The sequence below is a fragment of the Dyadobacter alkalitolerans DSM 23607 genome, from assembly GCF_000428845.1.
Taxonomy (GTDB): Bacteria; Bacteroidota; Bacteroidia; order Cytophagales; family Spirosomataceae; genus Dyadobacter; species Dyadobacter alkalitolerans.
On the sequence record NZ_AUAS01000007.1, the window covers coordinates 76,418 to 102,223 of the forward strand.

Sequence of the window (25,806 nt, forward strand, 5' to 3'; positions counted from 1 at the left end):
CGGAAGGTCAGACCTCTTCCCAGGTGGTTACCACCGCGAGGTCCTTCCAGTAACCAGGATACGATTTTACAACAACGCCTGGTTCTTCAATAATGATGGGCGAAACCATTCCGGCTGGCGCAAAAGCCATGGCCATGCGGTGGTCGTCATACGTATGGATGGATGGGGTTTCTGCGGACGCAAAACCCGGAATCCGGGCGACTTCGTAGAGGTGGTCTTTTTCTATTTCCTTCAATGTCGCGCCCAGCTTCTGCAATTCTTGCTGTAAGGCGAAAACACGGTCTGTTTCCTTTATTTTGAGGCTTTCGATGCCGGTAAGGGACAAAGTAATGCCTTTAACGGCGCAACAAACTGCGACGGTTTGAGCAAGATCCGGACAAGCTGTAAAATCCCAGCCTATTGATGCAGCAGGGGCGATTTTAGTTAACAGAACGCCTCTTTCCGTAAATGTACTTTCCACGCCCAAATGACGCATAATGTCGACAATGGCACTATCGCCCTGCAAAGAATCTTTTTTCAGGCCCAGCAATTCCACTTCGGCATCATCAGCAAGCGCCACAATGCTATACCAGTAACTCGCACCCGACCAATCTGATTCGATGGCATAGGGATGCGGCTGATACTTGAAAGGGGGAATTATAATGGTGTTTGTGTGCCAGTCTGCATAATAGTTGATGCCGAAATGAGCCATTTGATTCAATGTCATTTCAATATAAGGCTTCGAGCCAACTTCACCTTCGAGCTGTATTTTCAACCCACTGGGCAATCCCGGCGCTATCAACAGCAATGCTGAAATATACTGGCTGCTCACATCGCCGCGCATGTTAATTTCGTTCTGGCCGGAATAGGAGAAACCATTCAGTTTTAATGGCGGGTAACCTGTTTCTTTCTGATATTCAATGTCTGCACCTAAAATCCTTAACGCATCTACCAGAATGCCGATAGGCCTTTCACACATCCGCGGCGTGCCCGTCATGATTTTCGACTGACCCGTTACAGCAAAATAAGCGGTCAGGAAACGCATTGTCGTGCCTGCATCAATCACATCGGCCACAGCATCATTGGAATTGAGCAATCTGAGCATGGTTTGCGAATCCCGTGCTTCCGAAACGTTGGTGAGCTCGCATTCAAAACCTGTTAAGGCATTAATGATCAAAGCACGGTTGCATTCGCTTTTGGATGCTGCAAGCCGGATTTCTGCGCGTATGGATTTCTGGGGTGGGTGGACTAGAATGGATTTCACTGTAAAGAATCAGATTAAGGACAAATCGAGGGCATCGGCCTTCGGGTAATTCGGTAAGTATTAATATGTTTCCAGGACTTTCAGCTTATTCCTGCCGTTTATTTTAAGCGAGGAGAAAGTCAGTTTGTAGCAAACAAAACCTGCGGCAATGAACGCGCCGCCTACAACAAGCGAGGATGCATCGGTTGTGAATCTTTTGTCATCAACGCCTTTGTTAAAAAAATCAGCACCCACATAAAGGAGGCCTGCAAGAGGCAGTAACGGTGCCAGCTGAGAAATGAACGGGATCCGTCGTGAAACCTTCATCAAACGAATATCTTTCAACAGGATTTCCTGGTAATCCATCCTGCCAACTGCCTCATTGATAATGGCAATGCTAAACGAGGAATCGCTGACGCTGGCTATGGTTTCGTTGAAACGGATGGTTTCATTGTGCATCCGGAACTTGATGTTGTCGCCGGGAAAGAACCGGTATCTGTGAAACCCGCCGATTACGGGGGATGCATCCAAAACCAGATATTTTTGTCCGGGTGTTGCAATAACCCGGCTTGTATTGCCTTGTTTGATAAAAAGTTCTTCGCTTGAAAGTGCTTTTCTGGCATCATAATGGTCTTGCGACCATGCATGAAGACTCCCTGTGAGTAGAAAAATTGCGATAACGAAAAGCTGTCTCATAGCGTTAAAAGAATGTTTCAAATATAGGGAATCATTCTCTGAAACGGGCAAAAGTGTTGCATTGTTGCGCACATTTTAAGCGTAAACTAATCTTCGCCAGCAGTTTAAAATGCATTAATCTGCCCGTCTTACAGCACAGCTGAACAGATTTCCATGAAATATTGGACGATGCGAATTGAATTAGGATATTTGCGGACTTGAAAAGAAGTTCACTCATTTGACGTATATGTATCAGGCCAGTTATTTAAAACATTTCACGGAAGAAGTTTTTCTTGCCATCGGATGCTCGCCGGAAGAGGCGAAACTGGCTTCAACGGTTTTGGTAAAAGCCGATTTGCGTGGTGTTGACTCCCACGGCATTGCACGTTTGGCGGGTTATGTGCGACTGTACGATCACGGAAGGCTTAACCCGGCGCCGGATGTAAAAGTGGTATATGAAACGCCAAGCACAGCCGTTGTGGACGGCGACAGAGGTTTAGGTCTCGTTGTGGCACCGAAAGCAATGGAAATTGCCATGGAAAAGGCCGAAAAAGTGGGTTCAGGCTGGGTTTCTGTTCGGAATTCAAACCACTTTGGCATTGCCGGATATCATGCGATGCTGGCTTTGGAAAAAGATATGATCGGCTGGACGATGACCAATGCTGCGCCGTTGGTAACGCCTACTTTTTCCTTGGATAAATTATTGGGGACTAATCCCATAGCCGTTGCTGTGCCGGCTTTGACAGAACCTGCATTTGTTGCAGATTTTGCTTCGACAGCCGTCGCTTACGGAAAATTTGAAATATTACAGCGCAAAGGCTTGCCTGCTCCATTAGGTTGGGCACAGGATGCGGAAGGAAATGCTACAACGGATTCCAATGCCGTGAAAAGTGGGGGCGGCTTGCTTCCGCTGGGCTCCGACCGTGAGCATGGAAGTCATAAAGGTTACGGACTGGGTGCCATCGTCGATATATTTTCGGGTGTGCTTTCGGGTGCTAACTTCGGCCCCTGGGTTCCGCCATTTGCAACTGCCGGATTCATGACGGCGCAGCAGGGTGTTGGCTTGGGAACGGGACATTTCCTCGGTGCCATGCGCGTGGATGGTTTCCGTCCTGCGGAGGAATTTAAGCAGGATATGGACAAATGGATTAAAGCATTTCGCGGCGCACGGGCTGCGGACGGACAAAAAGTGCTTATTCCCGGTGACCCTGAGCGTGAAAGTGAAGCCGAACGCAGCGTGAATGGCATTCATTTACTCGAACCCGTCGTTTTGTCATTACAGGAGTTGGCCAAAAGATTTGGCATACCCTTTGAAATCAATTTATAACATTAAACACAAAAGCCGACGGCCGCTTGCCGGAAGCCGATAGCCGTATCACTTATGTCGCGTAATTTCAAAGTAGGGTTGTTTGTAACAATTGCCATTCTGACTACAACATTCACGTTTTATTTCTGGCAGATATTCAAAACGCCAAACCTGCAAGCGGATAAAGAGACAAGCTTTGCATTGCTTATTCCTGAAAACGGGACTTATAAAGGCGTGCTTGATTCGCTGAATAAGCATGACGTTATTAATGACCACATTTCATTTCAGTTTCTGGCAAAGCTTCTGAACTATCCTGACAAGGTAAAGCCGGGAAGATATGTTATTAAGCCGAAGTCAAGTAACTATACGGTGGTTAAAAAGCTCGCGGCGGGAAACCAGGATGCCGTGAAGCTGACTTTCAACAATATCAGGCTGAAAGAAGATCTTATCAAAAGAATTGGCAGTCGGTTTGAGTTTGGAGAAGAGGGTTTCAGAAAAGCATTGAACGATCCGGCAGTTTGCAATAAATACGGGCTGGATACACTGACGATCGTTTCCATGTTTTTACCAAACACTTATGAAATATACTGGACAACCGGCACGGAGAAATTCCTGGACAGGATGCACAGTGAGTATAAAAAGTATTGGAATGAGGAAAGAACTGCAAAAGCAAAAGCCATCGGACTGACGCCCGCGCAAGTTTCCATTCTGGCTTCGATTGTGGAAGAAGAACAGGCGCGGAAAGTAGACGAGCGGGCCAAAGTGGCAGGGCTTTACATGAACCGCCTGAACGCGCAGATGCCTTTGCAAGCGGATCCAACCATTAAATTTGCTCTACAGGACTTTGCTATCAAGCGGATTTTGAATGGTCAGCTTTCGATTAAATCTCCTTACAATACATATGTCAATGTAGGCTTGCCTCCCGGCCCGATCCGCGTTGCAGACCTTAATTCCCTGAATGCTGTGCTGAACTACGAAAAGCACGATTATGTATATATGTGTGCAAAGGCGGACCTTTCAGGTTACCATGCCTTCGCCACCAATTATTCGGACCACCTGAACAACGCAAGAATGTACCAGACTGAGTTGAACCGACTCAAAATCATGAAATAATGTTCATTTACGAAGTTAAGGGCGTTCGGGTCCGGTATGCGGATACGGATCAGATGGGATATGTGTATTATGGAAATTATGCGCGCTATTACGAAATAGGAAGAGTGGAGGCCTTGCGGAGCCTGGATTTTCATTACAAGGTGATGGAAGACGAAGGAGTTATGATGCCGGTTTACGAAAACCACTCGCGCTACATTAAACCTGCCCGCTATGATGATGAGCTTAGTATCCGCGTTATTTTGCAGGAAATGCCGGGGATAAGGGTTGTTTTTCATTATGAGATCCGTAACCAGCTGAATGTGCTGCTTAATACAGGAGAAACGACACTGGTTTTTCAGCGACGCGACAATGGAAAACTTTGCGTGGCCCCGGAAAAGCTCCTGAATAAGCTGAAACCGTATTTTGAAATCTAAATAACCGCCTATGCTTGAGAAACTGTTGAAGAACCGTCATGTGAAGCGGCTAATTGTCTGGTTGCAGCAGACCGTTTTTCTGGGCGGGACAGTTTCTCTGTACGAAATCCTGGTGAACCTGGTCAGGAGCAACCGGAAATATGACATTGACCAGCGGGCTTCTGCGGTCGCTTACAGCCTTACGCTGGCAGCCTTCCCGGCCATTATCTTCCTTTTTACATTAATTCCTTACATTCCCATCGAGCACCTGGATCAGCAGATCATGGAGTTGCTGCGCGAGAACATTCCGAGCGGAATTTATGAAGACGCCGACCAGACGATCATGGACATTATCAGCAGGCCGAGGAAAGGCGTGCTTTCGTTCGGTTTTATTTTCGCCATGATCGCGTCGACTAATGGGATGATTTCGTTGATGCGGTCATTTGATATGGTTTATGATGACAACGAAACGCGGGGGTTCCTGAAACTGCGCGGCATTGCTACATTACTGACCCTGCTTCTAATTCTCGTGCTTTTTCTTTCTGTCATTTTGCTGATTGTGGGTGATGCGGTGATGAATATTCTCAGCGACTGGAACATTCTGCGAGACACCTGGATGATCAGCTTGCTGAACATTACCCGTTATCTGATCAGTTTTGGCTCGTTAATGCTCACGATTTCCATGATTTACAGGTTTGCACCATCGCATGGACGGCAATTCAGCTTTATCAACGCCGGCTCAGTCATTTCTTCTGTGCTGATCCTTTTTGCGACTTACGGTTTCTCCTTTTATCTGTCCCGTTTTAGCTCCTATAACAAACTTTACGGCTCCATAGGAACCATGATTGCGTTAATGATCTGGCTTTATCTGCTGGCTTTTGTGATCATTCTTGGGTTTGAAATCAATGCGGGAATTAACACAGCAACCAGGTCCAAAGCCATCTCGAAACGCTGAACTACCGCAAACTAACTACTTTTCTGACATCGCCTCAATGTTGCTAGTTTTGTCCTTCGGCTTCATTAAGAACTAAAAAAATGGCTGAACGGTCTGAATTGCCCTTCGTGTTGAGATGAAAGAAAAGGAGAATCCATTGGTGACTGTTATCCTGACAGCCTATAATCAGGAAAAATACATTGGCGAAACACTTGCATCGGTCTTTGACCAAACTTACCACAACATTGAACTAATCATCATCGACAATGCCAGTGCAGACGATACGCTGGCTGTCATCGGGACTTTCAAAAATCCATCCCGGAATTTTTCATTGATCAAAAACAGAAAAAATTCCGGCTTGTGCGCCGCCTTTAACTACGGGCTGTCCATAGCAAAAGGTAAGTATGTGATCGACCTTTCGGGAGATGATGTGCTGATGCCCGACCGCATTGAAAAACAAGTGGCAGCTTTTGAATTGCTGCCGGAGGATTATGCGGTGATTTTTTCCAATGCCCAATACATTGATCCTGCCGGAAAAGAGCTTGGTAATCACTATGCAGTGGATGCGCTCGGCAGCGCGGTCGGGCCGATTCCTTCGGGTGACGTTTATAAAAATGTGCTGGAACGTTACTTCATTTGCACGCCTACCATGATGATGCGTACGAGCACTATGCTGGAACTCGGCGGTTATGACGAGACGCTTACATTCGAGGATTTTGATTTTTGGGTGCGCTCGGCTGCCAAATTCCAATATTTTTATCTGGATGAAATCCTTACCCAAAAGCGCATCGTGCCCTCATCGCTTTCTTCCATGGTTTATAAAAAGGGAAGCGGCATGCTGGCCTCATATTACGCAGTCTGCAACAAAGCTTACGACCTGAATAGGGACCAGAAGGAATTTGATCTTTTGGCCGCACGCATCCGTACATTTATCAGAAAATGCTGGTATGCACAAGAATATGAACTTGCAGTTCGTTTTCGGGTTTTGCTGAACTACATTGAGAATCCGGGATGGCAAACCGAGCTCGTTGTTTTAATGTGCAGACTTCATCTTCCTGTTAATTTTGCCTATCGTTTTTATATCAAAAACTTAAAAAAAGCGCTTGGTCAGGAAGGTTTTAGCTTTTAGGATTGTTATTTTAAAAAGTTACTATTGCCTATGCCTGCTGAGTTTATAAAAATTTACCCGCAAAATCCTGACGAAAGAAGAATCCGTCAGGTCGTTGATGTGCTTCGGAACGGTGGCCTGGTGATTTATCCAACGGACACAGTTTATGGGCTCGGATGCGATATTTACAATTCCAGGGCTGTCGAGAAAATCGCCCGTATCAAAGGAATTAAGCCTCAGAAAAACGATTTTTCCTTTATCTGCTACGATCTGAGCCACATTTCAGATTTTGCCCGCGTCGATAATTCCGCATTCAAGATCATGAAAAGGGTTTTGCCGGGTCCTTATACATTCATTCTGGAAGCCACCAGCGCGGTTCCCAAACTTTTAAATACCAATAAAAAAACGGTCGGAATCCGTGTCCCGGACAACAACATTGCACGCCTGATCGTGAAAGAGCTTGGTAATCCCATTGTCACGACTTCTATCAAAGACGACGATGAGATCATCGAATATTCTACTGATCCTGAGCTGATTTATGAGAAATTCCAGCACCAGGTGGACATTGTTATTGACGGCGGATACGGTGGGAACATTGCTTCGACGATCGTAAAATCGGACAATGACGGATTCGAGATCATCCGGGAAGGACTGGGCGATACGAGTATGTTTTTGTAGGCCAAATTGTAATGTTTTAAGTTCGTATGGTATAATGCTATCCGGGTAAAATATTTATTATAAATTTTTTGATAATATCGTGAGGCTTTACCATATTTGATAGTGTCAGAAATTGAGAGTAACAGTAAGGAAATTAGCGGAATACGGATCGAATTACAGTATTTGCCTTGTATAGCGTATTTTACAAGTTTATTAAAGTACGACCGTATTTATATTGACATTGAGGAACGGTACGTAAAGCAGACCTATCGAAACAGGTGCAGTGTGCTAACTGCGAATAAAGTAGACCAGCTGACAGTTCCGGTTCAGAAGTACGAGACAGCCACCCCCACGAAAGACATTAAGATCGACTACGGTCAGGATTGGATCCGCCGTCATTTAGGCTGCCTGCAATCAGCTTACGGAAAATCTCCGTTTTACGAGTTTTACGCCCCGGAGCTTTTGCAGATATACGACAAAAAATTAGCTTATCTCGTCGATTTGAATTATGAATTATTGACAATTTGTCTTATATTGGTAGGAGTTAAAAAGGATTTACAGTACAATTTGTCAGGTCCGGAAATGGAGGATAGCGGAGTTTTTAATGCTATTTCACTCATTAACAATAAGAAAAGCGACTTTTCACCCGAATGTTATAAGCCAGCGCCTTACTACCAGACATTTGGGAATGATTTTGTAAGCAACTTGAGTATTATCGATTTACTATTTAATATGGGGCCGGAAGCAAGGAGTGTTTTGTCAAGATCCTGTAAGTTCCAGTAAAGCTATTTTGAACAAACGAGGATCAAGTAGCGTTTAGAATATTAAACACTTTTTATTGCTGCATAATGGAAGCAAAATTTTCGAATAGAGTGAAAGAAGTAATCACGATGAGCCGGGAAGAAGCACTTCGCCTCGGTCATGATTACATTGGAGCAGAGCATTTGTTGTTAGGAATGATTCGTGAAGGAGACGGCGTGGCGATTGGCTTATTAAAGAAGCTTGGCGTTTCACTGGACGATGTCCGACAGACCATTGAGCAGGCAACAAAGGGCGCAGCGACCAATAACGTTAAGAATTTACAAAATATACCCCTGACAAGACAGTCGGAAAAAGTTTTGAAAATTACCTATCTGGAAGCCAAAATTTTTAAGAGTAATTTGATCGGGACAGAGCATTTGCTGCTTTCGATTTTGCGTGATGAAGACAATGTTGGCACCCAGATTCTTCATAAATTTAATGTTAACTACGAAGTCATCAAAGAAATGTTAGAATATCAATCATCAGGATCCAAGCCGCATATGGGGCCGGAGACCGAAGACGGAGATGATGAGGCAAGAGGTGGCATGTTCGGGGGAGGAAGCGGCTCTGCATCTGGTAAAGAATCAAAAGGAGCAGAGAAATCACGGACTCCAGTGTTGGATAACTTTGGACGTGACCTGACCAAAATGGCTGAGGTTGGTAAATTGGATCCGATCGTTGGACGTGAAAAAGAGATCGAACGTGTAGCCCAGATCCTTAGCCGTCGTAAAAAGAATAACCCAATCCTTATTGGTGAGCCCGGTGTAGGTAAAACTGCTATTGCAGAAGGTCTTGCATTGAGAATTGTTCAGAAAAAAGTTTCCCGTGTGCTTTTTGGCAAACGTGTTGTAACATTGGATCTGGCTTCTCTTGTTGCCGGAACGAAATACCGCGGTCAGTTTGAGGAAAGAATGAAGGCTGTAATGAATGAATTGGAAAAATCTCCGGATGTGATCCTTTTCATTGATGAGCTTCATACTATCGTTGGCGCAGGTGGCGCTTCTGGTTCACTGGATGCTTCAAACATGTTCAAGCCTGCATTATCACGTGGAGAAATCCAGTGTATTGGTGCAACGACATTAGACGAATATCGCCAATATATTGAGAAAGACGGCGCGTTAGCACGTCGTTTCCAAATGGTAATGGTGGATGCAACTTCGATTGAAGAAACCATTCAGATCCTTGAAAACATTAAGGATAAATACGAGGATCACCACCACGTAAACTACACGCCTGAATCGATCAGTACAGCTGTTAAGCTTTCTGAAAGATACATTACAGACCGTTTCTTGCCGGACAAGGCGATCGACGTTCTGGATGAAGTAGGAGCGAGGGTTCACATTAGTAACATTACGGTTCCGGAAGATATTCTCGTTCTTGAAGAGCAGATTGAAAATATCAAGCAGGAAAAGAACCGGGTTGTTAAGAGCCAGAAATACGAGGAAGCAGCGCAATTAAGAGATCGTGAGAAGAAATTGATCGATCAGTTGGAGCGTGCGAAACTGGCTTGGGAAGAAGAAACAAAGCAAAAGCGCTACACCGTAACCGAGCATAATGTAGCCGAGGTGGTTGCAATGATGACGGGAATTCCGGTAACGAACGTGTCCATGGACGAAGGCAAGAAATTGCTGAACATGGCCGACGAATTGAAAGCCAAAGTAATCGGCCAGAACCCGCCCATTGAAAAGCTTGTAAAAGCAATTCAGCGCACGAGGGTAGGTTTGAAGGATCCTAAGAAACCAATTGGATCATTCATTTTCCTTGGACCAACTGGGGTAGGTAAAACCGAGCTTGCGAAAGTGCTTTCTACCTATCTGTTCGACAAAGATGATTCGTTGGTTCGGATCGATATGAGCGAATACATGGAGAAATTCAGCGTATCGCGTTTGGTAGGAGCGCCTCCGGGATATGTGGGTTATGAAGAAGGTGGTCAGTTAACTGAAAAGATCAGACGGAAACCTTATAGCGTAGTCCTTCTGGATGAGATCGAAAAAGCGCACCCGGATGTGTTCAACATTCTGCTGCAAGTGCTTGACGATGGAATCCTGACAGACGGTCTGGGCCGCAGAGTGGATTTCAGAAATACGATCATTATCATGACTTCAAATATTGGAGCACGTGACTTGAAAGACTTCGGATCCGGCATCGGTTTCTCTACCAAAGCAAAAACAGAGAACCAGGACGACATTATGAAAGGCACCATTCAAAGTGCACTTCGTAAAGCATTCTCTCCTGAATTCCTGAACCGTTTGGATGATGTGATCGTGTTTAACTCGCTTCAACGCGAGGATTTGCACAGAATCATCGACATTTCACTGGGCAAATTGTTCAACCGTGTGAAAGGTTTGGGTTACGAAATAGAATTGACAATTCCTGCGAAGGACTTCCTGTCGGAAAAAGGATACGATCCGCAGTACGGAGCGCGTCCTTTGAACCGGGCGATCCAGAAATATCTTGAAGATCCCGTTGCAGAGGAAATATTGAAAGGCGATTTGCGCGAAGGCGATGTGCTGGTTGCCAATCACGAAGAGAACAGTGAACAACTTGTTATCAGTGTTCGTAAGAAAGAAGAAGAGCTTGCCAACTAAGCGGCAGATCTCTTAGAGTCATAATGCTTGAAGAGGCGGGTCATTTGATCCGCCTCTTTTTTGTTAACATTCATTACCAAGAATGAAATGCAGATTTTAGCAAATAGTCGTTATGATTTAGTTTATATTTAGCCCAAGAAAATTATCATATCAAATGACCGTAAAATTCCGGAATAAAGCAGTTGTAATTGTACTGGGCTTACTGCTGGGCTTTACCAATTTACAAGCGCAAAAGCTTGCTACCGGCCCGCAAGTCCTGACTTTCTTCTCAGACGCCGACGATACCGAGCAGCCATATGGCCTCTATCTCCCCAAAAATTTCGACGAAAACAAAAAATATCCACTGGTAATTATGCTGCATGGCGCTGGTTCCAATCACCGGCTGGATTTACGGCGTGTCTTTGGGAAAAGCAATGCAGAGGACGAAACAGATAAAGAGGCAACCCGTTATTTTCCGCCGTGGGAAGATGTCGATTTCATTGTCGCTGCGCCGTTTGCAAGAGGAACAGCAGGTTATCAGGGCATCCCGGAGGAAGACGTTTATGATGTGTTGGACGATGTAAAAAAACGCTTTAAAATTGATGAAAATAAAACTTATCTCACCGGCTTATCCATGGGCGGAGGAGGAACGCTTTGGCTGGGGTTGACGAGGCCCGACATTTGGGCAGCAATTGCGCCCGTTTGCCCTGCGCCGCCGAATGGAACATTCGATCTGGCAGCCAATGCATTGAATTTCCCTATCCACTTTTTCCATGGCGATGCCGATCCCGTTGTTCCCGTTGCAGACACGCGGAAGTGGGTGCAGCATTTGCAGGACATTGGTGTAGAAGTGAGTTATAAAGAGTTTGTGGATGTCAAACACGACAGCTGGGTAAGTGCCTATGACAATGAATTTATCTTCGAATGGTTCGGGCATGCTGAACGTAACCCTTTTCCCGATCGCGTGAAGTTTGTCAGCAAGCAATACAAATACAATAAGGCGTTCTGGGTTCAGTTTGATAAGATGAATCTGGGAAGCCTGGCAGAGATTGACGCAAATCTGAACAAGCCTAATGCTGCGACCATTACCACAAAAAACCTTTCTGCATTTACAGTCAACCTGAAAGGCCACCCGAAATTCAATGCGACAACCAATGTAACATTCAATATTGACGGAAAAGCACTTTCGGCGAAAGTGGACAGCTCGGTTTCTTTCGTGAAAAACAATGATGTGTGGGCTGTTGCTACAAATCCAATTGCGACAGGCCTGGTTAAGAAAAAAGGAGCCGAAGGGCCGATATACGAAGCATTCTCGACACCTCATATTTACGTGTATGGCACTGCTGACAATCCTTCTCCAGAAGAGTTAAAGAAGCGCGTAGACGCTGCCACGCAGGCCGCGAACTGGTCCTATTACAGAGGCGAGTTTGTAGGCAGGATCATGTTCTTTCCGAGGACTTTGGCTGATAAAAATGTGCGGCCAAGCGATATAGAGAATGGCAATTTGATTCTGTTCGGAACAAAGGAAACAAATTCGCTGATTGCAAAATTTGCGGACCGGCTGCCGGTGCATTTGAATGCGGCCGACAAGGCGCATGGCCTTTTTTACATATTCCCCGTGGATAAGCATTATGTGGCGGTAAGCTCTGGTTTGCCGTGGTGGACTAGCGCAGATAATAAGGATGCAGCGTTCATATCCCCTGTGCACCGCAGGCTTCCGGAATTCAAGGACCTATTTTTCTTTAAAGATTCATCCACCAATGTGATAGTCGACGGCAACTTTTCGGAAGACTGGAAAGTGACGGACGAAATGAAGACAAAGCTTTCCAACTCAGGAGCAATTATGATTACCAAATAAATATAACCAACCCCAATTTTCGACAGAGAACAAATGAATTACAACGAGAAGATTTCACGGAAATCATTCATGAAAGCGAGTGCTTTTATGTTGGCAGCTCCTATGCTTTCAAAACTTGATTTGACAGCTAAGGCATCCTCTAAGATCGGTTTGCAGCTTTATACGCTACGGACAGACCTTGCGAAGGATTTGGAGGGGACATTGAAAAAAGTTGCGGCGATCGGATATAAGGAAGTTGAGCTTTTTGGATATAACGACGGGAAATTTTTTGGTAAAACACCAAAAGAATTCAAAGCGATTTTAGATGGCCTGGGACTCAACCCGGTAAGCGGACATTATGGTGCAGGCGTTCAGATGAAAGACCAAAAAGGCACATTATCCAATGACTGGCAGCGTGCGGTTGACGACGCAGCTGCTATCGGACAGAAATATGTGAACTGCGCTTATCTGACGGACGGCGAAAGAAAGTCAATTGAAGATTATAAGAAATACGTTGACCTGTTTAACAAATCAGGTGAGGTTGCCAAGAAAGCAGGTTTGCAGTTTGGTTACCACAACCATGATTTTGAGTTCAAGAAAATGGACGGCCAGCTTCCTTACGATTTGATTGCAAGCACAGATCCTGACTTGGTTAAGCTTGAATTGGATTTATACTGGATCGTAAAAGCAGGACTTGACCCAGTTGATTTGTTCAAAAAATATCCTGGCCGTTTCCCATTGTGGCACGTGAAGGATATGGACAAAACCGATCAGTCTTTCGCAGAGGTGGGAACAGGTTCTATCGACTTCAAAAAGATCTTTGACGCCCGCAAAATCGCTGGTCTGCAGCACTTCTTCGTGGAGCAGGATGTAGCGAAGCGCCCGGCTTTGGAAGCGATTGATATTAGCTTTAAGAATGTTACAAAAATGAAAGTATAGCAACATTCGGACATAAAAAAAGACCTGGCCGCATAGCAGCCGGGTCTTCCAAATTATGCAGATAAAAATATCAGTTTACAAACTGTAATTTAAGCTCGTTCAAACGGCTTCTCAAAGATGCGTCGATCTGACGGTCATCGATTTTCAGCACATATCCGCCGATCAGATTTGGATCGATTTTCTCAGCCAGCTGCACAGTGCGGCCGGTTTTGGCAGCAACCATGTCAGAGAATTGCTTGCGGAGCTCTTCCGTAAGCGGGGTGGTTGTCGTAACCGTCGCTCTTTGGATTCCCTGATTCAGGTTATAGCTTTGGATAAATTCGTTTGCTATTTCGTCAAGGATCGCCTCCCTGTTTTTCTTCGTAATGATGGTAAAGATCGCGTAGGAAACCGAATTGACACGCGTTTCAAAAAGCGCTTTCAAAATATTCAGTTTCTTCTCGTGACGCACAACCGGGCTTTTCAATGCAAGCATTAAGCCCCTGTTTTTATCGGCCGTATCCTTAAATAAAAGCATATCCTGATAAACCGCTTCCAGAACATTCTGTTCTTTGGCTAGCTCGATCAGCGATTTTGCATATCTGGAAGCAACTATACTTACTGACATTGATTTTTAATTTAAGGGACTAATTAGTTTAAGCGAGCAGAGGAAGCAAGGTCTGCGATCAGTTTTTCCTGTGCTTCTTTGTCTTTCAACTCACGCTGCAAAACCTTTTCAGCAATTTCAAGGGAAAGAACAGCAACCTCTTTTCTGATCTTCGTAACGGCAGTTTGTTGTTCGTTACGGATCGCTTCACGTGCGCTGTCGATCATTTTTTGTGCTTCAACAGCTGCCTTATCTTTTGATTCAAGGATGGTGCGGTCCGCAGCATCTTTCGCATCGCGCAGGATCTGATCACGAACGGCGTTTGCTTCTGCGATCAGCTTTTCGTTGTCCGATTTCAATTTAATCATTTCGGCTCTTGTTCTCTCTGCAAGATCAAGTGCGCCCTGGATTTCGTTTTCACGGTCTTTAAGGCCTTTAATGATTGGTTTCCAGGCAAATTTGGCTAAGATGAAAACAACCAGCAAGAATACAACCAGCATCCAGAAAATAAGGCCTGGGTTTGGAGTAAGCAATGACATAGTATAATGAGTTTTGAGTGTAAGAACCGCTCTCTTTTATTTCTTAAAAAATCGTGGAAGCCTAATGCTCCCACGAAGAATTTCAATGTTACCTCAGCCGCCTAATGCAAAAGAAGTAAGGACCCGTGGTCCAATGTTTTTTACTACAGCTTGAACGAAATCAGCAGACAGATAACCGCTGCGAAAAGCGCAACCGCCTCGATAAGAGCGGCGATGATAAGCATGGCAGTCTGGATAGCACCAGCAGCTTCTGGCTGACGAGCGATACCTTCAACAGCACTTCCACCGATTCTACCAATACCAAGACCAGCACCGATAGCAGCAAGACCAGCGCCGATTGCAGCACCGAATACAGCTAGACCAGCACCACTTTGTTCTGCAGCTTGAAGCAAGATTTGAAACAACATAATTGTGTTTGTTAAAATATATAATTAATAAAAAAGAGATTCAATCAATGTCCGTGATCTGCATGGCTGTGCTCTTCAATGGCACTTCCGATGTACATGGACGACAAAAGGGTAAAGATAAATGCCTGAATAAACGCCACCATGATCTCGATAAAGTTAAGGAACAAGGCGAAAAGCGAAATAACAGGAGCGATCACAATGCTTTGGAAAATAAAGATCAGACCGAAAAGACTCAAAAGGATAATGTGACCTGCTGTCATGTTGGCGAACAACCGGACCATGAGAGAGAAAGGCTTCATAAACACGCCTACGATCTCAACCGGAATCATAATCAGCAACAATGGAATAGGAACGCCATCAGGCTTCACAAGGTGTTTGTAATAATTACCATTTGCGTTCAAGTGCACAACAATGAATGTCAGCACAGCAAGCGTCATTGTAACAGCAATGTTACCCGTCACGTTGGCCGATCCTGGAAGCAAACCCAGAATGTTGTTTACCAATATAAAGAAGAACAATGTAAGCAGGTAAGGAAGGTATTTTTCGTATTTAGGGCCCACATTTGGCTTCACAACGTCATCGCGGATGAAAAGGATAATAACCTCCATGGCGGACTGGAAACCTTTCGGCGCCTTGCCTTTGCTGTTTTTGTAATAACCTGCAATGCTGGTGAAGATCAGGATCAGGATCACCGCGCTCAGCATCATGGATGCTACGTTCTTGGTGATCGAGAAATCATAAACAACGCGGGACTCGTCAACAGGGACAATTGTCTCAGCATCACCGTGAACGAGGTGATAACCATTGTATTCGTGGTGCTCGTTGTGGAAGTTCGAAGATGAGAAAACTTCAATTCCGCGATCTGCTGAATAAAGAATTACAGGAAGCGGAAGAACCACGCCATGCGTGATTTCCCACTCATGGGAATCAGCAATGTGGTGCATGATCATCTGACCAATATTGAACTCCTCTTCTGACTCTTCAAGATTATGTTCAATTTTATGCTCTTGCTCATTAATGCCTTCAACCAACTTTTCAGCCTCGTGCTGGGTAGGTTCGTCCGCCCTTGCAGGAACATTCAAAAGGCAGGTTGCCGCAACCAGGGCAGTAGTAAAAAACAGTCTCAAATGGGTGTACATAAAGGCTTGAAATGCTATGCTTTGTCAATTGCGGCGCAAGTTACGATACAAACCATATATTTCAAAGCATGTATAAAATAAATAGAGTGCAAAAAAGTTGATGATAAATAAGAATGAATCACTTAGCCCTTTGAACAAAAATAATGCAATGAAAATCAAGCTGAGAATGATCCTTCCGACGATGACTGCAATGTAAAAAGTGACGAATTTTTCACGGTTGTTTCGAAACCCGATCTCCATCAGGCGATGTGCGAAAAATGAGAGCCCGAAGAAGAATACCAGAATGTACCATATATAGGGGTGCAAAAAGCGGTCGAAGTGAAAATGTTGAGCAAGGAAAAATGCAATTCCGATAATGATAGTAGCAGCAACTGTCCGTAACATTAGAGGCGCTTTAAGTGCAATCTATTTTTTTGTAAAACCTTTGATCAACATATACAATGAACCTGCAATGGACAGCAGCGACAGCACCAGCGTCCACACAGGAACATCATTTTGCTGCCATTCGTCGAGCTTATAGCCCCCGTAAGTGAAGATCAGAATGGTCCCGAGCATTTGGGTGGCCATGCCGGAATATTTCAGGGAACCCGAAGATTGTTTTTGCAGCGCCCTTTTACGCTCGTCCTTCGCCGCATCATCATTGTTCGTTTCCATGTAGTTGCCGGATTATATAAGGCAAAATTGCTCCAAATTTTACAATTGCGCTTATCTTCGATACGTAATTATTTAAATTACCGTTTTAGATTTGCTTATAAGAAGACCAAAGACATCCCTAACTTCATATTTGTGACCAACCGTTTTGCCCTCTACATCTGCCGCACAGCCCTTTCACTAACCATGATCAGTTTGGTGGCAGCTTGTTCGCAGTTCAGTACAAAGCCTGCCGCAGTCGGTTTCCACAATCTTTCCGCACATTACAACGCCTATTTCATCGCCGAGCAGGGACTTGCCGAAGCGGAGTTTCAGATGAATAAGGCTTACAAAGAAAACTATAACGAATTGCTGCCCATCCTCCTGCCCATGGATTCGGTGCTTTCCCTGCCGGTAAAGCCGCAGTTGCAGGACGCAATCAAAAAGGCATCCATCGTGGCCGAAAAGCACCAGAATAGTAAATGGGTTGACAACAGTTATATTGTCCTGGGCAAATCGAGATTATATCTCGGCGAATGGGCCGACGGACTTGAAGCATTGCGTTATGTATATGCAAATGGCAAAGACGAAAATGACAAGAACAATGCGCTAATCCTGCTTATGCGGGCTTACATTATCAGAAAGGATTTTTCCAATGCACTGGGTGTGGCCGAATATTTAAGCCAGCAGCCGCTCAGCAAAGCATCGACCCGTGAATTTTATCTTACCAAAGCTTACCTGCACCAGCAAAACGGAGAATATCTGACTTCCGTGGCGATCCTGGAAGAGGCATTTCCGCTCCTTAAAAAATCTACCGAAACAGCCCGTATCCACTTCGCGGCAGCGCAGATGTACGACCGTCTGGGGCAGTACGCCTTGGCGAATAAGCATTATAAAAGTGTAAGCAAAAATCGCCCGGGTTATGATCTGGGGTTTTATTCTTCCATGAACTCGCTTCAAAATGAAGTTGTGCTGAACCCGAAGAAAGATTTGGATGATGTGGGTTTTGATAAAATGCTTCGTGATCGCAAGAATGCAGACTTGAATGACAAGATTTACTTTACGATGGGTTTGCTGGCTGAGCATAGGAAGCAGATCCCGGAGGCGATCAGTTATTTGCAAAAGGCCGTTGCAGCTTCAAAAGGCGCGAATATGGAGCAAAAGGCTTACAGTTATTTGCAACTCGCGCGGATTAACTACGAGTCGTTGGAAAAATTTGAATTGTCAAAAGCATATTATGATAGCGCGCTAACCATTCTGCCGCAGCAAGCACCTGAATACAAGCTTGTTTCAGAGAGAAAGAGGGCCCTGGATGAATTTGTAAAGCATTATAGCGTAGTAAATACAGAAGACAGTTTGCAAAAGCTGGCGCAGATGAACCCTGCCGCGCTTGACAACCGGATAGACGCTATTATTGAAGCGCAGGAAACCGCAAGAAAGGAGCAGGAGGCAAAGGAAAGAAAAGCAATGTTGGCGGCTCAGAACACGAATGTTCAAAGTGTCCAAAACCCGCTGATCAATGGTGGAGAACGCAGGTGGGAGCTTTACGATCCGGCACTGATTAATCAAGGACGGACGGAGTTTAAAAGAACCTGGGGTAACCGTCCTTTGGAAGACGACTGGCGTAGAAGCAGCCGGCAAATGCGCTCACTGGCCGGTAATGATCCGAATGCACCCGACTCACTTGCTGCACAAGCAGAAGTGGTCGCCGATAACAGTCTGAAAAGAGGCACACCGGAGTGGGACGCATTGCATGCTTCTTTGAAACAAAATATTCCTTTAACAGAACGCCAGATGGCCGAATCTCAAAAGAAAAAGGAGGACGCACTTTATAATCTGGGCAAGATTTACCGGTTCGATTTACAGGAATCGCAGCGGTCTATCAACACATTCGAGCGCGTTCTGGCGGAATATCCCAAAACACAATACAAGGAAGAACTCTATTATCTGCTTTATCTGACCTATGAGGCTGATAATGATAAAGATACATGGAAAAACAAGCTTTTTACGGAATATCCGACTTCGACCTATGCCAGGCTTGTTGGTAAGGCGTCGGACAGTAATGTGGCTGGTTCGGGAAACCCTGTGAAGGAATATGAAGCGGCTTATGCCCTTTATTCGAAAGGTGATTATACCAAAGCACTTGATGATATTGAACAAAATCTTCCGGCTTACAAAGGCCACGCTATGGAGGACAAATTTGCGCTTTTACGCGTTTTCCTGATTGGAAAAGTGCGGGGCAAAGATGCTTATACACAGGCCATTGCTGAGTTCATGAGATTATACCCTTCCAGCATCTACCTTCCAAGGCTCAAAGAAATGCAAGAGCTCAATTCACTTTCCATGGGAAAGAGATAATTGGCCGAAATTGTATATTTGTCTGTTTACAATTAATTAACTCCGTTTTATATGCTTGAATTCCAACCCGGAAAGTATCGCCGCACCATAATCCGTCTCTGGCGGACTATCGGAATTGGACTGGGTCTGTTTATACTTTACATTGTTGCAGTAAGCTTTAACTTTTTCTGGTTATTCGGCGGAATGCCCGATTTGAAAACGCTTGAAAACCCTAAAAGTGAACTTGCATCCGAGCTGATCAGTGAAGATGGGAAGTCCTTGGGTAAATATTTCTTCGAAAACAGAACGCAGATTGATATTTCGCAAATTTCTCCCAATCTGATCGATGCATTGGTTGCTACTGAGGATGCGCGTTTTGTGAACCATTCAGGGATAGATCCAAGAAGTTTGTTGCGTGTTTTCAAGGGTGTCGTTTCCGGGAATTCGAGTTCAGGCGGAGGAAGTACGCTGACGCAGCAGGTTGCCAAAAACCTTTTCAATACGCGTTCAGAGGAGTTTGAAGGCCTTTTAGGTAAAATACCCTTGGTAAGGATTGTGATTGCAAAGACCAAAGAGTGGATCCTGTCGGTGATCCTGGAAAGGAAGTATACCAAACAAGAGATCATGCAAATGTATCTGAACACCGTTTCGTTTGGTAATAACACCTACGGAATCAAGGTCGCTGCAAAGACTTATTTCAATAAAGAGGCCTGGGATCTGAATGTGACAGAAGCTGCCTTGCTGGTTGGGATGCTGCAAAACCCGACGCTTTTCAACCCATTGCGCTTTCCTACCAATGCTATGAACCGCAGAAATACGGTTTTGGCGCAAATGACCAAATACGATTACATTCCGAGAGAAGATTTTGAAAGATATAAGGAAAAGTCCCTAGGCATCGATTTCAACGTAGAAGGCCATAATACAGGGTTAGCGCCTTATTTCCGGGAATCTATGCGGGGTTACCTGAAAAGCTGGGTGAAGATGTATAATGAGGAGCATGATACGAATTATGATCTGTACACCAGCGGTTTGCGCATTTATACGACCATTGATTCAAGAATGCAACGTTACCAGGAAGACGCACTGACCGAGCATATGAAAGGACAGCAAAAGCTCTTCGACGAACACTGGAAAGGCCGTAATCCATGGTCATTTGATAACGGAAAAGAAATTCCTGGCTTCCTGACAACAGCTGCCCGCCGATCGCCGCATTTTATCTCATTGAAGCGTGACCTGGGAGAAGATGAAGCGTGGAAAATTATGCGTAAACCTTACAAGATGAAGGTTTTTTCATGGAATGGCGAGAAGGAAGTGATGATGAGCCCGATTGATTCAATCGCTTATTACAAGCGGTTTTTGAGAGCGGGTATGATGTCAATGGATCCGCGAAATGGACATGTGAAGGCTTGGGTTGGCGGCATCAATTTCAAATATTTTAAATACGACCACGTAAAGCAGGGATCGCGCCAGCCGGGTTCTACATTCAAGCCTTTTGTATACGTTTCGGCGTTGGACAAAAACTTCCTGACGCCTTGTGATCACGTAACGGACGCACCGGTTTATTTCGGCCCTTCCGACGGTGTGCCAGGTGGTTGGTCTCCTAAAAATTCCAATAATAAATACTCTTACCAGTCACTTTCACTGCGTCAGGCGTTGGGTAAGTCTGTGAACACCGTTAGTGCTTATCTGATAAAAATGGTGAAGGCCAAAACCGTGGCTGAGTATGCGCATAAGCTGGGCATTACGAGCAAGTTGCAGGAAGTTCCTTCACTTTGTCTTGGAATCAGTGATGTATCGGTTTTTGAAATGGTAGGCGCTTACAGCGCGTTCGCCAACGGCGGTCACAGGACTGAGCCTATGACCATTCTCCGCATTGAAGACCGTTACGGCAACGTTTTGCAAGAATTTTTCCAAAAGCAAAATCAGGAAATCAGCGAGAATATGGCATATAATATGCTGTATCTGATGCGTGGAGCCGTGGAAGATCCGGGAGGAACAGCCGGAAGGTTGAGACAATACGGCGTAACAGAAGGCAACGAGATCGCGGCCAAAACCGGAACAACTTCCAATTATTCGGACGGTTGGTTCATGGGTATGACGCAACATTTGGTGTCCGGGATCTGGGTAGGAGGAGAGGATCGCAGCATTCACTTCCGGACCATTGCTTACGGGCAGGGTGGTCGCATTGCCATGCCAGCCTGGGGAATGTTCATGCAGAAAGTTTACAAAGATCCTACGCTGGTCCAATACAGAAAAGAGCCTTTCAAAAAACCTGAAAATTACGTGCGGGAATGCGGCGGCGTGTCCACGGATAGCACCGACACATATGTTCCACCTTCCCGCTCAGACGACGAAGGCGTGTTGTTTTAATGGGTTAATGCACTGATCGTGAACATTCTCGTTGCCCCTGACAAATTTCGTGGCTCTCTTGAAGCAATTGACGTTTGCCGGGCAGTCAGCGAGGGTATTTTACTGGCCTATCCTCATGCGAATGTCACAACCATTCCACTAGCTGATGGCGGTGAGGGAACGGCGCAGATCCTGACACAGCAAGCGCAAGGTAAAACCATCCGCATCGAAGCGAATGATCCGCTAGGGCGTTCAATCACAGCTTCTTACGGCCTGTCTGGTGACGGGCAAACTGCCTACATTGAAATGGCGGCTGCGTCCGGTTTGGCATTGTTGTCTTCGGAAGAGCGCAATCCGTTGTTAACCAGCACGTACGGGACCGGTCAACTCATCAAAGATGCGTTGGGCCGGGGAGTTCAGCAAATTATTTTAGGCATAGGCGGAAGCGCCACGACCGACGGCGGCATCGGCATGGCGGAAGCATTGGGCTATCATTTTTATGATAAAAACAATGTGCAGTTGCCTGCAAGAGGTGAATCCATGCATGAGGTCGCGCGCATTGACGGAACTGAAAAGGATTACCGTTTGAATGCTGTTTCTATTACGGTCGCCTGCGATGTTACCAACCCGCTTTACGGGCCAAACGGCGCCGCACACATTTACGGTCCGCAAAAAGGTGCCGATCCCGACATGGTCGAATTGCTCGACAATGGCTTGAAAAATCTGAGTGAAATCGCTTCAAAAACTTTTGAAAAGGACATTAGTAATCATCCGGGCGCAGGTGCTGCGGGTGGCTTAGGTGCAGGTTGCCTTTGGTTTTTAAATGCAGTCTTGAAAGACGGTGTGAGCATTGTTATTGAGCAAACGCACATTGCGGAGCGCATTAAAGATGCCGATCTGGTTATCACGGGCGAGGGTAAGGTTGACGAGCAGACATTGGCCGGCAAAGTGGTTAAAGGACTGGCCGATTTTTGCAGCATAAACCAGGTTCCGCTGGCTGTGGTTTGCGGCACTTTGCAGATCACGCCCGAGCAAGTGCGTGATGCTGGCATAACTTATGCAGTGTCCGTTTTGAACCGGCCTATGGATCTTAACCAGGCCCAGGCAGATGCTTTTGAGTTGGTTAAGGACGCAACTTTTCACCTTGTGCGGTTGTTTTTTTCAAATAGATAAGGTCCAGAAATTTATTCAATGTCTGAATTCAATTATAAAGAAGAACTTTCAAAAATTCCGCTTGATCCCGGTGTATATCGCTATTTTGACGAGACCGGAGAAGTCATATATGTGGGTAAGGCGAAAAGCCTCAGAAGCCGGGTTTCGAGCTATTTCCTGAAATCCAATCAGCATGACCGTAAAACCAAACGGCTCGTAAGTCAGATCCGCCGTATTGAATACACAATCGTTCACAGCGAATGGGACGCATTATTGCTTGAAAATCAGCTTATCAAGCAATTGCAGCCGAAATTTAACATTCTCCTTAAAGACGATAAAACATACCCTTTCATATGCGTCACGCAGGAGCGCTTTCCGCGTGTGTACGTGACGCGCAATCTGGACAGGACCAAGGGCACTTTTTACGGGCCATTTGCCAGTTTGCGGACCATGCACACGCTCCTTGATATGTTCAGATCGCTTTACACGATACGTTCGTGCCAGTTGCCGCTTTCGCAGGCGAACATTGTAGCAGGGAAATTCAAAGTTTGTCTGGAATATCACATTGGCAACTGCAAAGGCCCGTGTGAAGGGTTGCAGGACGAAGCCGAGTACAATGCGGAAATCGAACAGGTCCATAATATCCTGAAAGGCAATTTATCGCTGCCGCAACAATATTTTAAAGACAAAATGTTGAAAGCTGCCGAGCAAATGGAATTTGAAAAAGCACATTCCTGGAAAACGAAAATCGAAAGCCTTTCCAATTTTCAAAGCAAAGCCACTGTTACGAATCCGAAGATCGGGAACATTGATGTCCTGACCATCGTGTCCGATGAAGAAGCCGCGTATCTCAATTTTATGAAAATAAAACAGGGATATATGGTTGCTACACAGACCATTGAGGTGAAGAAAAAGCTCGATGAAAGCGATGCCGAGATCCTCGCATTAATGATCGTCGAAATGCGTTCCAAGTTTGGGGCCGAAGCCAAAGAGCTGATCTCGAACATTAAGCCCGACCTGGAAATGCGCCTGGAACTCACTGTCCCTCAGATAGGTGATAAAAAGAAGCTGCTCGATATGTCCATGAAAAATGTGATGTATTTCCGCCGTGATAAAGCCGAGCGCAGGGAAGTGGAAGCATCTGCGACTTCGTCCAAAAAGGACAGGATTCTGATCCGTTTAAAGGCAGATTTGCAATTAAAAACGCTCCCAAGGCACATTGAATGCTTCGATAACTCCAACATTCAGGGTACGAACCCGGTTGCGGCCATGGTGTGTTTCAAGGATGGGAAGCCGTCCAAAAAGGATTACAGGCATTTCAACATTAAGACCGTTATCGGGCCCAATGACTTTGCATCCATGAACGAGGTGGTAGGAAGGCGTTATCTCAGGCTGATTGCAGAAGAGCAGCCGCTGCCGGACCTGATCGTGGTCGATGGTGGAAAAGGTCAGCTTGGCGCTGCCTGTGATGCATTAAAAAACCTGGGTATATATGGCCAGGTGCCCATTATCGGCATTGCTAAAAGATTGGAAGAGATCTACTTTCCGGAAGATTCCCTGCCGCTTTACATTGATAAAAAGTCTGAATCATTGAAGCTCATTCAGCAGATCCGCGATGAAGCACACCGGTTTGGGATCACGTTTCACAGGGATAAGAGAAGCAAAGCCAGCCTGATCAGTGAACTGGACGGTGTGGACGGCGTAGGTAAGGTTACGGCAGCGAAATTGCTGAAATTCTTCGGTTCTGTTCGTGGTATCCGCGAAAGTTCATTGGAACAGTTGGCGGGGCTCGTCGGACTTGACCGGGCGAAGAAGGTAAGGACTTACTTTGATGCTATGGCAGACAATGTTGAGTGACCAGCCAGGTTTTTGCCGGCAATGTATCCGGTTGTCCAGGCATTTTGGAAATTGAAACCGCCTGTAATGCCATCAATGTCAAGCACTTCACCTGCGAAATATAATCCTGGGACTGCTTTGCTTTCTAATGTTTCATGATCAACATCTAGCAAGGAAATGCCGCCACATGTCACGAACTCTTCCTTGAAAGTAGTTTTTCCTTTGACGTCGAACTGACTGTTTGTCAGTAATTCCGTAAGCCGGTTTAATAATTTATTTGTCGCATCCGACCAGCGCAGCTCGTCCGGAATCTCTGATTTTGCAACGAACGCTTTCCATAACCGCGCGGGAATGCCAAACCTTGCGTGGGAGGAGATTTGCTGTTTCGGCGTTTTGGCTTTTTCACCCATCAAAAATTCCCTGATCTGCTGCTCATTCATTTGCGGAACCCAATTGATCTTGCAAATAAAATTGTAATCCTTTTCCGCAAGATCGCGCGCGCCCCAGGCAGAAAGTTTCAGAACGGCCGGGCCACTAAAACCCCAATGCGTTATTAGCAGCGGGCCTTGCCATTCATGCTTGGTCCCCGAAATTTTTACAAGCGCATCCTGAACTGAGACACCGGCCAGCAACAAAAGATAATTGTCCGGCGTGTTAAATGTAAAAAGAGATGGAAGCGGGTTAATGATCGTGTGATCATGCGTTTGTAGCCAATCAAACCCACTGGCCTTTGGATAGCCGCCGGTTGCAATCAGCAGTTTATCCGCATAAAGTTTTTCACCATCAGTTAACTGAACCGAAAAACCTTCCCGGCCGTCTCCTGTAATTTTGGAAAATGACTGAACAGACGTGCTTGTTCTGATCTCAATGTTCAGGTTACGAGCCGTTCTGATCATGCATTCAATAATCGTTTGTGAAGAATCTGTAACCGGGAACATTCTGCCATCGGGCTCGGTCTTCAATTTTACACCCTTATTCTCGAACCAACTGACGGTGTCCTTCGCGTCAAAATGATGCAGCAGCTTCCGTAGCAGCTTTTCGCCTCTTGGATAATTTTTAATAAAAAAGCGCAGATCGGACGGGTTATGCGTCACATTGCAGCGGCCACCGCCCGACACCCGGACTTTGTTCAAAACCGTCTTATTCTTCTCCAAAATGACAATTTTTGCGTCCGGATTTTCTTCTGCCGCCGTTATAGCAGCCATAAATCCGGAGGCGCCTCCACCCACAATGGCAATCTGCATAGCACTTCTATTCATCATACAAAAATGACATGTAAG

23 protein-coding genes are annotated in these 25,806 nt (G+C 45.5%); 14 read left to right on the top strand and 9 right to left on the bottom strand.

All coding sequences use genetic code 11. The features are described 5' to 3' along the window. Nucleotides 1–7: 7 nt before the first annotated feature. Entirely contained in the window at nt 8–1,243 is a 1,236-nt protein-coding gene (locus G395_RS0115350) for a 3-phosphoshikimate 1-carboxyvinyltransferase (protein WP_026630859.1), read from the bottom strand. A gap of 60 nt (nt 1,244–1,303) precedes the next feature. Continuing rightward, nucleotides 1,304–1,918, bottom strand: coding sequence for a hypothetical protein (locus tag G395_RS0115355; RefSeq protein ID WP_026630860.1), 615 nt, complete (start codon nt 1,916–1,918; stop codon nt 1,304–1,306). Nucleotides 1,919–2,144: 226 nt separating this feature from the next. Here G395_RS0115355 and G395_RS0115360 point away from each other — a divergent pair, with 226 nt between their 5' ends. The 10 genes from G395_RS0115360 to G395_RS0115405 all read left to right on the top strand — a co-directional run bounded on the left by G395_RS0115360 (nt 2,145) and on the right by G395_RS0115405 (nt 13,551). After that, nucleotides 2,145–3,224: an Ldh family oxidoreductase gene (locus G395_RS0115360; RefSeq protein ID WP_026630861.1), complete on the top strand. Its 1,080-nt coding sequence runs from the start codon at nt 2,145–2,147 to the stop codon at nt 3,222–3,224. A gap of 54 nt (nt 3,225–3,278) precedes the next feature. Beyond that, nucleotides 3,279–4,316 (top strand): endolytic transglycosylase MltG, encoded by a 1,038-nt coding sequence (mltG, locus tag G395_RS0115365; protein ID WP_026630862.1) that lies wholly within the window; start codon nt 3,279–3,281, stop codon nt 4,314–4,316. Beyond that, nucleotides 4,316–4,729, top strand: coding sequence for an acyl-CoA thioesterase (locus G395_RS0115370; protein WP_026630863.1), 414 nt, complete (start codon nt 4,316–4,318; stop codon nt 4,727–4,729). Before mltG ends, G395_RS0115370 begins: the two co-directional genes overlap by 1 nt. A gap of 10 nt (nt 4,730–4,739) precedes the next feature. Beyond that, nucleotides 4,740–5,663 carry a YihY/virulence factor BrkB family protein gene (locus G395_RS0115375; RefSeq protein WP_026630864.1) on the top strand — a complete coding sequence of 308 codons (924 nt, stop codon included), beginning with the start codon at nt 4,740–4,742 and terminating at the stop codon, nt 5,661–5,663. A 115-nt stretch (nt 5,664–5,778) separates the two neighbouring features. Further along, nucleotides 5,779–6,771 (top strand): glycosyltransferase, encoded by a 993-nt coding sequence (locus G395_RS0115380; RefSeq protein WP_026630865.1) that lies wholly within the window; start codon nt 5,779–5,781, stop codon nt 6,769–6,771. A gap of 30 nt (nt 6,772–6,801) precedes the next feature. Further along, entirely contained in the window at nt 6,802–7,428 is a 627-nt protein-coding gene (locus G395_RS0115385; RefSeq protein ID WP_026630866.1) for an L-threonylcarbamoyladenylate synthase, read from the top strand. Nucleotides 7,429–7,530: 102 nt separating this feature from the next. After that, nucleotides 7,531–8,190: a WbqC family protein gene (locus G395_RS0115390; RefSeq protein WP_229204183.1), complete on the top strand. Its 660-nt coding sequence runs from the start codon at nt 7,531–7,533 to the stop codon at nt 8,188–8,190. A gap of 65 nt (nt 8,191–8,255) precedes the next feature. Then, nucleotides 8,256–10,796: an ATP-dependent Clp protease ATP-binding subunit gene (locus G395_RS0115395; RefSeq protein ID WP_026630868.1), complete on the top strand. Its 2,541-nt coding sequence runs from the start codon at nt 8,256–8,258 to the stop codon at nt 10,794–10,796. A 154-nt stretch (nt 10,797–10,950) separates the two neighbouring features. Next, nucleotides 10,951–12,633, top strand: a complete 1,683-nt coding sequence (locus G395_RS0115400; RefSeq protein ID WP_026630869.1) for a carboxylesterase family protein — start codon at nt 10,951–10,953, stop codon at nt 12,631–12,633. A 33-nt stretch (nt 12,634–12,666) separates the two neighbouring features. Then, nucleotides 12,667–13,551 carry a sugar phosphate isomerase/epimerase family protein gene (locus tag G395_RS0115405; RefSeq protein WP_026630870.1) on the top strand — a complete coding sequence of 295 codons (885 nt, stop codon included), beginning with the start codon at nt 12,667–12,669 and terminating at the stop codon, nt 13,549–13,551. Between the two features lie 70 nt (nt 13,552–13,621). On the opposite strand, the gene atpH is transcribed toward G395_RS0115405, so the two are convergent. The 6 genes from atpH to G395_RS0115435 all read right to left on the bottom strand — a co-directional run bounded on the left by atpH (nt 13,622) and on the right by G395_RS0115435 (nt 16,876). Continuing rightward, nucleotides 13,622–14,158: an ATP synthase F1 subunit delta gene (gene atpH, locus G395_RS0115410; protein ID WP_026630871.1), complete on the bottom strand. Its 537-nt coding sequence runs from the start codon at nt 14,156–14,158 to the stop codon at nt 13,622–13,624. A gap of 23 nt (nt 14,159–14,181) precedes the next feature. Beyond that, nucleotides 14,182–14,676, bottom strand: coding sequence for a F0F1 ATP synthase subunit B (gene atpF, locus G395_RS0115415; protein ID WP_026630872.1), 495 nt, complete (start codon nt 14,674–14,676; stop codon nt 14,182–14,184). A gap of 143 nt (nt 14,677–14,819) precedes the next feature. Continuing rightward, a complete protein-coding gene (atpE, locus tag G395_RS0115420) occupies nt 14,820–15,083 on the bottom strand; it encodes an ATP synthase F0 subunit C (RefSeq protein WP_026630873.1) in 264 nt (87 codons plus the stop codon). 44 nt (nt 15,084–15,127) lie between these two features. Next, nucleotides 15,128–16,222, bottom strand: a complete 1,095-nt coding sequence (atpB, locus tag G395_RS0115425; RefSeq protein WP_026630874.1) for a F0F1 ATP synthase subunit A — start codon at nt 16,220–16,222, stop codon at nt 15,128–15,130. A gap of 24 nt (nt 16,223–16,246) precedes the next feature. Continuing rightward, entirely contained in the window at nt 16,247–16,606 is a 360-nt protein-coding gene (locus tag G395_RS0115430; protein ID WP_026630875.1) for a hypothetical protein, read from the bottom strand. A gap of 21 nt (nt 16,607–16,627) precedes the next feature. Continuing rightward, the gene (locus G395_RS0115435; RefSeq protein WP_026630876.1) at nt 16,628–16,876 is read right to left on the bottom strand and encodes an AtpZ/AtpI family protein; all 249 of its coding nucleotides are present in this window, start codon (nt 16,874–16,876) and stop codon (nt 16,628–16,630) included. A gap of 132 nt (nt 16,877–17,008) precedes the next feature. On the opposite strand from G395_RS0115435, the gene porW reads away from it, so the two are divergent. Genes porW through uvrC form a run of 4 tightly spaced genes read left to right on the top strand, consistent with a single transcriptional unit; the run spans nt 17,009 to nt 24,547 of the window. Continuing rightward, nucleotides 17,009–19,210 carry a type IX secretion system periplasmic lipoprotein PorW/SprE gene (gene porW, locus G395_RS0115440; protein ID WP_051350209.1) on the top strand — a complete coding sequence of 734 codons (2,202 nt, stop codon included), beginning with the start codon at nt 17,009–17,011 and terminating at the stop codon, nt 19,208–19,210. 51 nt (nt 19,211–19,261) lie between these two features. Next, nucleotides 19,262–21,559 carry a transglycosylase domain-containing protein gene (locus tag G395_RS0115445; RefSeq protein ID WP_026630878.1) on the top strand — a complete coding sequence of 766 codons (2,298 nt, stop codon included), beginning with the start codon at nt 19,262–19,264 and terminating at the stop codon, nt 21,557–21,559. Between the two features lie 18 nt (nt 21,560–21,577). Next, on the top strand, nt 21,578–22,711 hold the full coding sequence (locus G395_RS0115450) for a glycerate kinase (RefSeq protein WP_026630879.1): 1,134 nt from the start codon (nt 21,578–21,580) through the stop codon (nt 22,709–22,711). An 18-nt stretch (nt 22,712–22,729) separates the two neighbouring features. Continuing rightward, nucleotides 22,730–24,547 carry an excinuclease ABC subunit UvrC gene (gene uvrC, locus G395_RS0115455; protein WP_026630880.1) on the top strand — a complete coding sequence of 606 codons (1,818 nt, stop codon included), beginning with the start codon at nt 22,730–22,732 and terminating at the stop codon, nt 24,545–24,547. Here uvrC and G395_RS0115460 read toward each other — a convergent pair. Beyond that, nucleotides 24,514–25,788: a BaiN/RdsA family NAD(P)/FAD-dependent oxidoreductase gene (locus G395_RS0115460; protein ID WP_229204184.1), complete on the bottom strand. Its 1,275-nt coding sequence runs from the start codon at nt 25,786–25,788 to the stop codon at nt 24,514–24,516. The two genes, uvrC and G395_RS0115460, sit on opposite strands and share 34 nt — an antisense overlap. Between the last annotated feature and the right edge of the window lie 18 nt (nt 25,789–25,806).